The 12342-nt window shown below is 39.8% G+C and carries 12 protein-coding genes; all 12 read right to left on the bottom strand.

All coding sequences use genetic code 11. The features are described from left to right. Positions 1-51: 51 nt before the first annotated feature. Entirely contained in the window at positions 52-1149 is a 1098-nt protein-coding gene (gene hisB, locus NY014_RS04515) for a bifunctional histidinol-phosphatase/imidazoleglycerol-phosphate dehydratase HisB (RefSeq protein WP_259413349.1), read from the bottom strand. Positions 1150-1165: 16 nt separating this feature from the next. Continuing rightward, the gene (gene hisC / locus NY014_RS04510; RefSeq protein ID WP_259413348.1) at positions 1166-2236 is read right to left on the bottom strand and encodes a histidinol-phosphate transaminase; all 1071 of its coding nucleotides are present in this window, start codon (positions 2234-2236) and stop codon (positions 1166-1168) included. Next, positions 2236-3528 (bottom strand): histidinol dehydrogenase, encoded by a 1293-nt coding sequence (hisD, locus tag NY014_RS04505; protein ID WP_259413347.1) that lies wholly within the window; start codon positions 3526-3528, stop codon positions 2236-2238. Before hisD ends, hisC begins: the two co-directional genes overlap by 1 nt. A gap of 33 nt (positions 3529-3561) precedes the next feature. Next, positions 3562-4422, bottom strand: a complete 861-nt coding sequence (gene hisG, locus NY014_RS04500; RefSeq protein WP_259413346.1) for an ATP phosphoribosyltransferase — start codon at positions 4420-4422, stop codon at positions 3562-3564. Positions 4423-4669: 247 nt separating this feature from the next. Further along, a complete protein-coding gene (locus NY014_RS04495) occupies positions 4670-5938 on the bottom strand; it encodes a serine hydrolase domain-containing protein (protein ID WP_259413345.1) in 1269 nt (422 codons plus the stop codon). Positions 5939-5965: 27 nt separating this feature from the next. After that, positions 5966-6697, bottom strand: coding sequence for an SGNH/GDSL hydrolase family protein (locus tag NY014_RS04490; protein ID WP_259413344.1), 732 nt, complete (start codon positions 6695-6697; stop codon positions 5966-5968). Further along, positions 6698-7051 carry a translation initiation factor gene (locus NY014_RS04485; protein WP_259413343.1) on the bottom strand — a complete coding sequence of 118 codons (354 nt, stop codon included), beginning with the start codon at positions 7049-7051 and terminating at the stop codon, positions 6698-6700. A gap of 56 nt (positions 7052-7107) precedes the next feature. After that, complete coding sequence (locus NY014_RS04480) at positions 7108-7959, bottom strand: universal stress protein (RefSeq protein ID WP_259413342.1); 852 nt, start codon at positions 7957-7959, stop codon at positions 7108-7110. A gap of 70 nt (positions 7960-8029) precedes the next feature. After that, the gene (locus NY014_RS04475) at positions 8030-8941 is read right to left on the bottom strand and encodes a 1,4-dihydroxy-2-naphthoate polyprenyltransferase (protein WP_259413341.1); all 912 of its coding nucleotides are present in this window, start codon (positions 8939-8941) and stop codon (positions 8030-8032) included. Positions 8942-8953: 12 nt separating this feature from the next. Further along, the gene (locus NY014_RS04470; protein WP_435520616.1) at positions 8954-9433 is read right to left on the bottom strand and encodes a glutathione peroxidase; all 480 of its coding nucleotides are present in this window, start codon (positions 9431-9433) and stop codon (positions 8954-8956) included. A gap of 113 nt (positions 9434-9546) precedes the next feature. Then, positions 9547-11337 (bottom strand): arginine--tRNA ligase, encoded by a 1791-nt coding sequence (gene argS / locus NY014_RS04465; RefSeq protein WP_259413339.1) that lies wholly within the window; start codon positions 11335-11337, stop codon positions 9547-9549. 32 nt (positions 11338-11369) lie between these two features. Further along, positions 11370-12320, bottom strand: coding sequence for an arginase (rocF, locus tag NY014_RS04460; RefSeq protein ID WP_259413338.1), 951 nt, complete (start codon positions 12318-12320; stop codon positions 11370-11372). Positions 12321-12342 lie beyond the last annotated feature (22 nt).

Below are 12342 nucleotides of genomic sequence, written 5' to 3'. Positions count from 1 at the left end.
AAATGGGTTTGAAAAAAAGTCATTTAACAATTTTTCAAACCCGACTACCAATCAAAGAATTCCTTTTGTACTTGGGAGTTGATTTATAGTTTGAGGATCTCTTTTCACTGCCATTTTGATAGCTCTAGCCAAGCCTTTGAATATTGCCTCAATTTTATGGTGTTCATTATTTCCTTCGACTTTGATATTGAGGTTACATTTAGCTGTATCTGAGAATGATTTGAAGAAATGGTAAAACATCTCCGTAGGCATGTCCCCGATTTTTTCTCGCTTAAATTCTGCATCCCAAACCAACCAAGGTCTTCCCCCAAAGTCAATAGCCACCTGTGCGAGCGCATCATCCATCGGCAATAAGAAACCATATCGATAAATGCCTTTTTTGTCCCCTAAAGCCTTTAAATAGGCTTCTCCCAGAGCCAAAGCAGTATCTTCTATCGTATGATGCTCATCGATGTGGAGGTCACCATTCACTTCAATCTCCAAATCGGTAGCCCCATGTTTTCCAAGCTGCTCAAGCATGTGATCAAAAAAGCTCAAGCCTGTGTTGATTTTGCATTTTCCACTTCCGTCCAAATTGAGATTTATTCGAATGTCAGTTTCTGAAGTCGTCCTTATCACCGAGGCTTTGCGCGGAGGCATTTTCAGAAACTGGTAGATTTCGTCCCAATCATAGGTTGAAAGTGCAGCATCTTCGTGTGATTCTCCCAAAAATATGGCCTGAGAACCCAAATTTTGAGCCAACTGAATGTCAGTTACCCGATCTCCGATAACAAAGGAATTTGCCAAATCATATTCATCAGAAAAATACTCTTCCAGCATTCCTGTTCGTGGTTTGCGAGTGGGTGCATTTTCATGTTCGAAAGAGCGGTCCACATGGATAGCTTTGAATAAAACATTTTCCTGTTCCAGGGTTTTTAACATTTTGTATTGAGCGGGCCAAAAGTCCTGTTCCGGAAAAGAATCAGTTCCCAAACCATCTTGATTTGTAACCATAACTAAATGGTAATCCGTCTCCTCGGCAATTTTTCGAAGATTGGATATGGCCTTTGGGATGAATTCCAACTTTTCTAGGCTGTCCACCTGATGGTCAGTTGGGGGCTCTTTGATAATAGTCCCATCCCGATCTATAAACAATACTTTCTTTTTCATCAAAATCCTTTTTTATTTAATTCTGAATCCCGATTTCCTTAGACACTTTTTTCATAGCATTTATCAAGGCTTGGTTTTCATCTTTTGTCCCAATGGTAATTCTTAAGCAATCCTCACAAAGCTGAACTTTGGACCGGTTTCGCACAATGATTTTGTGATTGATCAAATGATTATAGAAATCAGTTGCCTGAGGAACTTTCACCAAGAAGAAATTGGCATTGGATGGATATACTTTTTGAACAAAATCCAGCTTTTCCAATTCCTTTTCCAGTCTTTCCTTTTCATCAAGGATGGTCTGAATCATGGATCGCACTTTCTTTTCGTTCTGAAGCGCTTTGAGGACATATTCCTGAGTTAGTCCGGATATATTGTATGGAGGCTTGATTCGGTTAAGAATTCGAATCAATTCTTCCGAGGCGAAAGCCATTCCTAGGCGAAGTGAAGCTAATCCCCAGGCTTTTGAAAGTGTCTGCATCACCAAAAGATTGGGATAGATATCCAAATCTTGAGTAAAGCTTGGCTCATCATTGAAATCAATGTAAGCCTCATCAATAACCACCAAGCCCTGGAATTGATCTAGGATTTTGTATATCGAATTCCGATCAATTTTATTTCCGCTTGGATTATTGGGAGAGCAGATAAAGATGATTTTGGTATGTTCGTCTACCTCTTTAAGAACCTTTTCAGAATCTAACTGAAAATCTTCTGTCAGAGAAACCTTGTTGGTATCCACATCATTGATAGATGCGCTGACCTCATACATTCCGTAGGTAGGAGGCAGAAGAATTACATTATCCTTTCCTGGGTTGCAAAACGCCCGAAACAAAAGATCAATCGCCTCATCGGATCCATTCCCCAAAAAGATCTGTTCAGGTCGAACATTCTTGATTTTTGAGAGCTGATTTTTGATCTCCCATTGATACGGATCTGGGTAGCGATTGAAGTCTTCATCTGTAGCCGATCCTAATGGGTTTTCATTGGCATCCAAGAAGATTCCTTCCTTGCCGGTGTATTCATCCCTTGCAGAAGTGTAGGGCTTCAAAGAAGCAATATGAGGCCTAAGTAAAGAATTTAGATCAAATACCATTAGGAATTCTTTTTCAGGTAGTTAAGTCGAATTGTGACAGCATTTTTATGTGCTTCCAATAATTCTTCTCGAGCCATCACTTCTACAGTTGGTCCAAGATTTTTTAGTCCCTCAGGACTCAATTTTTGATAGGTGATTTTCTTAACAAAACTGTCTAAGGAAACACCGCTATAGTTTCTGGCATAACCGTAGGTGGGAAGCGTATGATTTGTTCCTGAGGCATAATCTCCCACAGATTCAGGTGTATATTTTCCAATAAATACTGAGCCTGCATTCACGATTCCCTGTACAGCTTCTTCCTCTTGTTCCACGCTGATAATAAGGTGCTCCGGTGCATAGAAATTAATCAAATCAAGAGCTGTTTCTAAATCATCCAAAACTATCGCTACTGAATTTTCCAGTGATTTTTTAGCGATATCCTTTCTTGGAAGCTGCTTTAGTTGCTCTTCTATTTCCTTTGTAACCTTTTTCGCAAACTTCTGGCTATGCGTCACTAACACGACTTGGGAATCCACTCCATGTTCTGCTTGAGAGAGTAAGTCAGCCGCCACGAATGCGGGAATAGCCGTATCATCGGCATAAACCAAAACCTCAGAAGGTCCTGCAGGCATATCAATTGCTACCCCGAAGTTGGTGGCTAGTTGCTTAGCTGCTGTCACAAATTGATTTCCAGGTCCAAAAATCTTATCCACTTGTGGAACGGATTCTGTCCCAAAAGTCATAGCAGCAATTGCCTGAGCTCCTCCGGATTTGATGATTTTATGGATTCCGATTAGGTCTGCTGTAAATAAAATAGCCGGATGAATTTTACCCTCTTCATTTGGTGGCGTACAAAGCACAATTTCCTTGCATCCAGCGAGTTTAGCTGGGATTCCAAGCATCAAGACCGTACTAAAAAGGGGAGCTGTTCCGCCTGGGATATATAGCCCAACTCGCTGAATAGGCACACTTTTTCTTCTGCAAACCACACCAGGCATAAGTTCCTCAACCAATTCAGGTTGAGCTTGGGCAGCATGAAATCGCTTTATATTTTTCTTAGCCACCAAAATTGCCTCCTTCAAATCGCTTGGAAGAGCGGCTGTAGCTTCTTTAATTTCAGTTTGATCTACTTGTAAATTGTCCAATTCGACATGATCAAATTCATAGGCATATTTGATCAAAGCCTTGTCCCCATTTCTTCTAACTTTTCGAAGAATTGGTTTGACGATACGATTTATTTTTTTGGTTTTAAAAACTGGCCTTGCCAATTCTTCTTTCCAAGTAGAACTATCTGGGTTGAGGAGAATTTTCATCCGTCAATTTTTTACGTTGGAGTTTATTTGAATTTATATCACCATTTTTTCAATTGGAACCACCAAGATGCCTTCAGCACCTGCTGCCCGTAATTCCTCTATATTTTCCCAAAACTGATCCTCATTCAAAACTGAATGAACAGAAGACCAACCTTCTTGAGCCAAAGGCAAAATGGTAGGGCTACGCATCCCTGGGATCAAGTTTATGATTTTATCTAAGGCATGATTTGGGGCGTTTAAAAGGACGTATTTGTTGCTTTTTCCCTTCTGTACGGCATTGATTCGGAATAAGAGTTTTTCAACAATCTCCTGTTTCCAATTTTCTAGGTTTTCATTGGCAATGAGGACTGCTTCTGAGGTAAAGATTTCTTCCACTTCCTTGAGCCCGTTCATCATCAAGGTTGATCCCGAGCTGACGATGTCACAGATTCCTTCAGCCAAACCAATACTAGGTGCGATTTCTACAGATCCACTGATTTCATGGATTTCAGCATTGATTCCCTCTTTTTCAAGGTAATCTCCCAAAATCTTTGGGTAGGATGTCGCTATATTTTTTCCTTCAAAATAAGATAGGCCGGAATAGGTTTGACCTTTTGGAATAGCTAGTGATAGGCGACATTTTGAGAAGCCAAGTTTTTTGAGGGTTTTTACTTTTTTGTCTTTTTCGACCAATTCGTTTTCTCCCACAATTCCGAGATCAGCTACACCATCAGCTACATAGCCAGGTATATCATCGTCTCGGAGAAACAAAAATTCAATAGGAAAATTCGTAGAGGTTGATTTTAGCTTTCCTGTTCCATTATAAAATTTGATCCCGCATTCTTTGATCAATTTCAAAGAATCATCGGATAAACGTCCGCTTTTTTGGACAGCGATACGGATTATTTTTTCCATGAGTCTAAATTACGCTAAGAAATAAACTTGATGAATGATTTTTGGTGAAAAGTCCAATCCTGGATTGTGACGTCACCGGCTTGGGTGTAATCTTATTCCTCCTCAAGAGGAATGATGGAAATGGTGCACATGCACCTGATGGTGATGTGAGCAAAAAATGGCGATATTTTTAGCCTGAGCGTTCATTCGTTCCGACAAAGTTAACTACAGCATCGTAACATGCAAATCTTGTAGAAGGTTTTAGAATTTAATTAGCGGCGGGTTTCCAAGGACCGTAAACCGCATCTCGGAATGCTTTGTGAAGGCCAATACCATCGTAGGGGGTAAGTTGGACAAACATGATGGCAATCAACTCATTCTCCGGATCAATAAAGAAAAGAGTACTCAAAGCCCCGTCCCAAAAGAATTCTCCTACGTTCCCTTGATTTTCCTGTGCATCTTGAGGCGGTGCAATTCGTACTGCAAAATCAATCCCAAAACCGACCTGTCCTCGATGTGGTAACCAAGATCTTTCCTTTATTGAATCTGGAAGGTGATTTGTCCGCATTAATTCAACCGTGGAAGGCTCAAGTATTATTTGATCTCCATGCTTTCCTTCATTCAATAGCATTTTGGTAAATTTCAGGTAATCATCGATGGTACTACTCAATCCAAATCCTCCGGGGGTTAATGGCCAATGATTATAGCTGAATCGATAAGCGATAGAATCATTTTGGCGTGCCAATGTTCCATCAGTTTGCCTTTCGTAAACAGCGGCCATTCGATCCCGATATTCCTCTGGGACGAAATACATGGTTTCATTCATCTCGAGCGGATCCAAAACTTCCTTTTGTAAGAATTCTCCATAGGGCATTCCTGAAAGCTTTTCTACCAAATAGGCCTGAACATCCACGCATAAACCATATTCCCATTGGGTTCCCGGCTGAAACCATAGGGGAGTGCTCCCGATTTTTTCTGCCATGCTCGCCAATGTGTTGTTATAATTCCGAGCATCTTTTTCTCTCATGACTTCACTCAAACCGGGAATATTATCCCTGTTAGGAAAGCCTGCAGTATGTCTTGTGATATCCCTAACTGTAATTGATCGATCTGCTTCAGAAAGTATCATTTCTCCATTTTCATCCACCCCTTGATACACCTTCATGTTAGAGAATTCGGGCAGATGTTTTTCAAGCGGATCATCCAGTTCAAATATTCCCCTTTCATAAAGCTTCATTAATGCTGTCCCAGTAATCGGTTTTGTCATGGAATAAATCTGAACCATGGTTTCACGAGTCATAGGTTTTTGTTGCTCACGATCAGCATAGCCAAAAGCCTGAAAATATCTTTCTTCTCCCTTTTCATAAATCAAAGCAGAAATACCAGCCACTTTTCCAGCTTGCACAAAAGCATTTAAAGTACTGTCTACTCGGTTTCTGGCAGCATTATCAAAAAGGAGTGTGGAAGTTTCTGTTGGACTTGAACAAGCAATGAAAAGGAGCTGAAACAGGATAATTGTCCAAAAGGCGTATCTCATTTTCTGAAAGGTTATCGGAATGGAAAATTAAAAAATATCTTCTTTAGATCTTTTTGACCATCTTTTTATTCCATCAAAGGCAAATTGAGCAATACCTTGATACCCCTTGTCAGATGGATGGATACCATCATCAGCGAAAAATTCTGGGGTTAAATCGAACCTGATTTCCTGATATATAACATTGGAATCTTGCGACGCTATTTGCTCCATTTCTGAGGAAAGGAACTTTCGCTGTCTCAAAAGGAAATATTTTAATTGGGGTGTAAATGCAGGAAAAATATGAACAGGAGGTATTGCGGATAAATAAATCCAATTCGGAGAAAAATTCTTCTTCAACCAAGAAATGATATTTTCAAGTTCTGATTTATAATTCAAAGGTTTAGTGAGTCGAAAGCAGTCATTAGCTCCAATAAATAAAAATACCCCTTCAACCTTGGAAGGGTTTATTTCCAAATCTTCTTTAAATGTCGGGATCAACTCTTTTGCCCGAAGTCCATTTTTACCAAGATTAATGACTTGATATTTTTCCTGAAAAAGTCTGAAAATATTTCCTGCTAAGGTTGTTTCAGGTTGAGAAGCACCCATTCCAGCTGCCGTTGATTCTCCAAGGATAAGGATTCGCTTTTGAGAATTTCCAAGGATTAAATGATTGCTATTGGCTGGCGGGAGAGGATTGTTTTTACGAACTGTTTTTGCCTGATAAATGAGGTAGGGCAACATTGGATATAGTTGCGTTTGAAACCACCAATAGCCCTTCATTTATCCTCCGGATTTTTTGGCTTTATATCCTTCATTTAAAAGAATTTGAAGGATTTTATCACGATGGTCGCCTTGAATCAAAATTTCTCCATCTTTTGCAGATCCACCCACACCGCATTTCGATTTTAAGAGCTTTCCAAGATCCTTCAGATCATCTTCTGTACCTACAAATCCACTCACTAGCGTCACTTGTTTTCCACCTCGGGCTTTTTTGTCCAGCATTACCTTCAGGTTTTGCTGCGCAGGAGGTAAGGTTTCAGCACTTTCTTCAGAATCGTAATTATATTCAAAGTCCGAGGAAGTAGAGTAAACCACCCCATCTCTTTTTTTCCAATCGTTGTTTTTTCTACCCATGCTGTAAAATTAAAAAAGCCTGCGGATTTGCAGGCTTTCTTGGTGATGATAAGTGATTATTCAACTCTTAGTGTCCAGACCGGCCTCTTAGCATGATTGACGACATCTTCAGCAATACTACCGGTGATTAGATGAAGGAAACCTGTACGACCATTTGTAGCCATTGCAATTAAATCTGCATCAATATCTTCTGCAAATTGGATGATTCCGGACTCTTCGGAAGTTGAATTATAAATTTCCGCTTTCACATTTTTCAAATCAAACTCTTTCACAAATCGTTTGATACGGGATAGAGATTCTCGGGTCTCTTCAAAATTGCTAGGAGTATTTATAATCACCAGATAAACCTCAGCATCAAAAAGATGTTGAAGTCTTTTTAATCTAGCCGCTATTTCTGCTGAATTTTGACGGAAATCACTTGCAAAAACAATCTTTTTGAGATCCTTAGGGTTTACTGCTGTTTTGATGGTTACCACGGGACACTTAGCAGTTCGAACAATCTTTTCAGTATTCGAACCGATCAAAACCTCTTCTAAGCCAGAGGAGCCTTTGGAGCCCATTACAACTAAATCAGGATTCTCATTTAAAATAGATTTGGTGATGCCTTTGAAGGCATTTCCCAACTCGATTTTGGTTTTTAGGGAATAGTTTTTACCGCGATGAGATTCAGCTAATTCCTCCATTTGTTGCTTTCTTCGCTCTGCTAGCTCCACGAAAAATATTTGATTTTCGATTTCAGGCATCATTTCCCCTCCGCCCATGGTTCCAAAGCCTGTATTGCTCGGAACCTCCAAAACGTGTAATACTTCTATCTGAACATTATCGAGTCTACTGGCTAAGGCAGTGGTGAAATCAAGGGCATTTTGTGCCTCTTCCGAAAAATCATAAGGTACAAGTACTTTGGTCATGGCATGGTTTGTTAATGTATTATGCCAAATTAGCATAAAAATTAGAGGAAAAAAGGACTTTGGTCAGGTTTCAAAAAAGTAAAAGCCCGATTCCAAATAGAATCACCCAAAGCAAAGTGCTCAAAGCCATTTTTTTAAGGAAAGGATCTGTGGAATGTGCATCTTTTGCTTTTTGTACACCAAGGCCGATAAGAAACATTAGGGGTAAAGCGACAAATGCAAAAAGTGGTTTGGAAGATTGAATCAGAAGAGCATATCCGACTAAAAAGAGATAGCCACCAAAGATCAAAATCCAATTGTATAGCACTGCTGCATTTCTCCCAATTCGAACAGGTATAGATCGTTTTCCTGCTTTTTCATCGGATTCTATATCTCGAATATTATTGATGTTTAATACAGCTGTACTGAAGCATCCCAAAGAGCCTCCAATTAGAAGGACTTCCCAATGAAATTGTAAACCATGTAAAAAATAGGTGCCTACTACTCCCAAAATTCCGAAAAATATAAATACCGAAATATCTCCTAACCCAACGTAACCATATGGATTTGAGCCTGATGTGTAAGAGATAGCAGCCCAAATTGCCAATAGTCCCAAAACCATAAATAGAGAAAAAAGTAGCCAATCATTCAGGGCAAGGTAGACCAAACTTATCCCAGAAATAAAAGAAAGCATTCCGAATAAATACATAGCTTTTTTCATTTCTGCTAGTGTAATTACTCCGGATTGAACAGCTCTCACTGGTCCTGAGCGATCCTCAGAATCGGCACCGTGAACGCTGTCTCCATAATCATTGGATAGGTTGGAAAGGATCTGTAAAAAAATGGTAGTCAGTGATGCAAGAACAAAGATTTCCCATCGAAATATGCCCTCAAAAGCAGCAACTATAGATCCTGCAAAAATGCTAGCAAGTGCTAGGGGTAAAGTACGAAGCCTGACTGCGTGCAGCCAGGCCTCTTTTTTATTAGTAATTGTTTTTTTCACTAAGAGAAATGCTTAAGCTTCAACTAGTGCCAAGATTTCCTCGTCCAAAGGAGCTACAGCAGAGGGGAAAAACTTCATCAATTCTCCATTTTCGTTGATGTAGTACTTGCAGAAATTCCAAGTTGGCTCCTGACTGTTCCATCCATTTAGTTTTTCATCTGATAACCATCTGTAAAGCGGATGCTTATCGAATCCTTTCACGGAAATTTTTTCAAATACCGGGAAAGTTACCCCATAATTAGCAGTACAGAATTCTTTGATTTCCTCATTAGAACCTGGCTCCTGACCACCAAAATTATTTGCAGGGAAGGCGAGGATTTGGATTTTGTCTCCATAATTCTCATGCAATTCCTGAAGGGCTGCATATTGTGGTGTATAACCGCACTTGGAGGCCACATTTACGATCAATACTTTTTTTCCTTTGAACTGGTTGAAGTCAACTTCATTTCCGTCCAAGTCTTTCATTTTGAAATTATAGAATTCGCTTTCCATGGTATTTGAACTTACAGGAATCATACTTGCCTGAATGTGCTCGGGACGCTCAAGCGTTTTGCCACAGGCAATTAGTAATACACTAAATAGGATGATGGATAATTTCTTCATAATTACATTCTTTCGGGTACTTGTATACCTAGCAAACTCATCCCTTTTTTGATTGTTTGAGCAGTGAGCTGAGAAAGTGCAACTCTAAATGCTACTACATTCGGATTTTCCTCACTGAAAATCGGGAGGTCTGCATAGAATCTGTTGTATTCTTTAGCCAAATCAAACAAATATTGGGCAATAACAGAAGGTGAATATTCCTCTCCGGCTATTTTAATTTTTTTCTCAAAATCATTCAATAAGAAAATCAAACTGCTTTCCGAATCCTCTACATTTTTGATGCTTGAGAAATCCAAGTTTTTATACTCTACTCCAATTTGATCTGCCTTGCGAAGAATTGAGGCAATACGTGCATGAGAGTATTGAACAAATGGACCGGTGAATCCCTGGAATTCAATAGATTCCTGAGGATTGAAAAGCATTCGTTTTTTAGGATCTACCTTCAAAAGGAAATATTTCAAGGCTCCAAGACCTAAGATTTCATATAACTCAGCGGCTTGTTTTTCTGAAAAACCTTCAATTTTTCCTAGTTCTTTGGTATGCCTTTCAGCTGTTTCAACCATTTCTTGGATTAAGTCATCAGCATCTACAACTGTTCCTTCTCTGGATTTCATTTTTCCAGTTGGAAGATCGACCATGCCATAGGAGAGGTGATATAAGCCTGGTCCATAAGGTCTACCAAGCTTTTGCATGATTTTGAAAAGGACGTCGAAGTGATAATCCTGTTCGTTTCCAACTACATACACAGATTTATCGATATGGAAATCCTTGTATTTCAAATCAGCCGTCCCCATATCTTGGGTGATGTAAACGGAAGTTCCATCTCCACGAAGAACCAGCTTTTCATCCAATCCTTCAGCCGTCAAATCGACCCAAACGGATCCATTTTCCTTTTTGAAGAAAACGCCTTTTTTCAGTCCTTCTTCGACGATATCTTTTCCTAGTAAATAGGTGTCTGATTCATAGTAGAATTTATCAAAATCAACCCCCATTTTTCGGTAGGTTTCATCAAATCCAGCATATACCCACTCGTTCATTTGCTTCCAAAGGGCAACAACCTCCTTATCTCCGGCTTCCCATTTTCGAAGCATTTCCTGAGCTTCTAGTAGAATTGGCGCATTCTTTTTCGCCTCCTCCTCAGTCTGTCCCTCATCCTTCAGCTGTTCAATTTGTTTTTTGTATTCCTTGTCAAAAATGACATAATATTTACCGGCCAAATGATCTCCTTTCAATCCTGAAGATTCGGGAGTTTCTCCATTTCCAAAATGAAGATATGCCACCATGGACTTACAGATATGGATCCCTCGATCATTTACTAAATTAGCTTTGATAACCTCATAACCATTCGCCTTTAGGATCTCAGCAACTGAATAGCCCAAGAAATTATTTCGAAGGTGCCCGAGGTGTAGGGGCTTATTGGTATTAGGGGAAGAATACTCCACCATAACCTTTTGTCCATTGGAAGGCAATTGACCCCAATGAGGCTTTTGATAGATTTTGCTAAAAATATCCAACCAAGATCGCTGATTGAGAACTAGGTTCAAAAAGCCTTTGACCACATTGAAATCAGCTACCTGATCAACATTGGCTACCAAATAATCTCCAATTTGCTTAGCAGTATTTTCTGGAGAGGTTTTGGAAACCTTCAAATAAGGAAACACCACAAAGGTGTATGTGCCTTCAAATTCCTTTCGAGTAGGAGCCAAGGATAGTTGCTCCAAGTCCACCGAATGATCGAAAAGGGATTGGAAAGCCTCTTGGATTCCTTTAAGGATGTTTTCTTGTATGGTCATGGTTTTAATTTTCTAACACAAAGGTGGGGGAATTAAAAATGTTCAACCAAGGAATTGGTGGTAATTTCAAGGATTTCAAAGGCGTTTTCTGCCATCGTGTTTTCAGTGTCCAAAGTTGGGTTTACCTCTACGATTTCCCAACAACAAACACGCTTATCTTTGATCAATTCAGCATTTAAGGTGATAGCCTCTTCTACCGTTAACCCATTTGGCACCGGAGTTCCTGTTCCTACTGAAATGGAAGAATCCAAACTGTCCACGTCAAAAGAGATATAGATTTGATCGCAGTCTTTTAGAATCTCAAGAGTTTGCTCTGCCACTTTTTGGATTCCTAACTTCCTAACTTCCTCTGTTTTGAAATTTCGGATTCCATATTTGTCGATTAAGTAATCTTCGGGTTTTTCGGTATCTCTAACTGAAATAAATACGATGTCTTGGGGATCAATTTTCGGGAAGTCTCCACCGATTCTCTTGATTCTTTCCCAGAAATGGATCGTTTCTTCCGTTGGTTCATTGACCTGGCAGTCTCTATTATCAAGCTGAGCGGTCATTGCCAAAGGCATACCGTGCATATTGCTAGAAGGAGTGGTGTAGGGCGTGTGAAGATCGGCATGTGCGTCAATCCAAATCACACCCAGGCGTTTTTCAGGATCTGCTGCCTTGATACCCATGATGGTACCTGCCGCGGTACTGTGATCTCCCGCCAATACAATAGGAAAGATTTTTTCTAGTCGAAGGGATTCAATAGTGCTGTAAACGTTTTTCAAAACCTGGTAAACCCCATCGATGTATTTGGCGTGCGGAAACTTATTTCCTTTCCAGAGGTAATTATTCGCATCTGGAACATTTATAGGATCAAACTTGGTGAAAAAGTCGGATTTCTTGTCAAGCGAAGCGATTTTCAATGCATCAATTCCCAAGCTTGCTCCGCGGGTTCCTGCTGCGATTTCTGATCTTACTTCTACTAGCTTGATATTTCTCATGAATTAGTAGTTCGGGTTTACA

Source organism: Algoriphagus limi (genome assembly GCF_024919275.1).
In the GTDB taxonomy this organism is placed as follows: domain Bacteria; phylum Bacteroidota; class Bacteroidia; order Cytophagales; family Cyclobacteriaceae; genus Algoriphagus; species Algoriphagus limi.
Note: the sequence above shows the minus strand (reverse complement) of the source record. Positions and strands in the feature narration are given on the sequence as shown.

Excerpts from the sequence above, each read along its gene's own strand:
- hisB (WP_259413349.1), bottom strand. The coding sequence starts at position 1,149 with ATGAAAAAGAAAGTATTGTTTATAGATCGGGATGGGACTATTATCAAA.
- hisC (WP_259413348.1), bottom strand. The coding sequence starts at position 2,236 with ATGGTATTTGATCTAAATTCTTTACTTAGGCCTCATATTGCTTCTTTG.
- hisD (WP_259413347.1), bottom strand. The coding sequence starts at position 3,528 with ATGAAAATTCTCCTCAACCCAGATAGTTCTACTTGGAAAGAAGAATTG.
- hisG (WP_259413346.1), bottom strand. The coding sequence starts at position 4,422 with ATGGAAAAAATAATCCGTATCGCTGTCCAAAAAAGCGGACGTTTATCC.
- NY014_RS04495 (WP_259413345.1), bottom strand. The coding sequence starts at position 5,938 with ATGAGATACGCCTTTTGGACAATTATCCTGTTTCAGCTCCTTTTCATT.
- NY014_RS04490 (WP_259413344.1), bottom strand. The coding sequence starts at position 6,697 with ATGAAGGGCTATTGGTGGTTTCAAACGCAACTATATCCAATGTTGCCC.
- NY014_RS04485 (WP_259413343.1), bottom strand. The coding sequence starts at position 7,051 with ATGGGTAGAAAAAACAACGATTGGAAAAAAAGAGATGGGGTGGTTTAC.
- NY014_RS04480 (WP_259413342.1), bottom strand. The coding sequence starts at position 7,959 with ATGACCAAAGTACTTGTACCTTATGATTTTTCGGAAGAGGCACAAAAT.
- NY014_RS04470 (WP_435520616.1), bottom strand. The coding sequence starts at position 9,433 with ATGGAAAGCGAATTCTATAATTTCAAAATGAAAGACTTGGACGGAAAT.
- argS (WP_259413339.1), bottom strand. The coding sequence starts at position 11,337 with ATGACCATACAAGAAAACATCCTTAAAGGAATCCAAGAGGCTTTCCAA.
- rocF (WP_259413338.1), bottom strand. The coding sequence starts at position 12,320 with ATGAGAAATATCAAGCTAGTAGAAGTAAGATCAGAAATCGCAGCAGGA.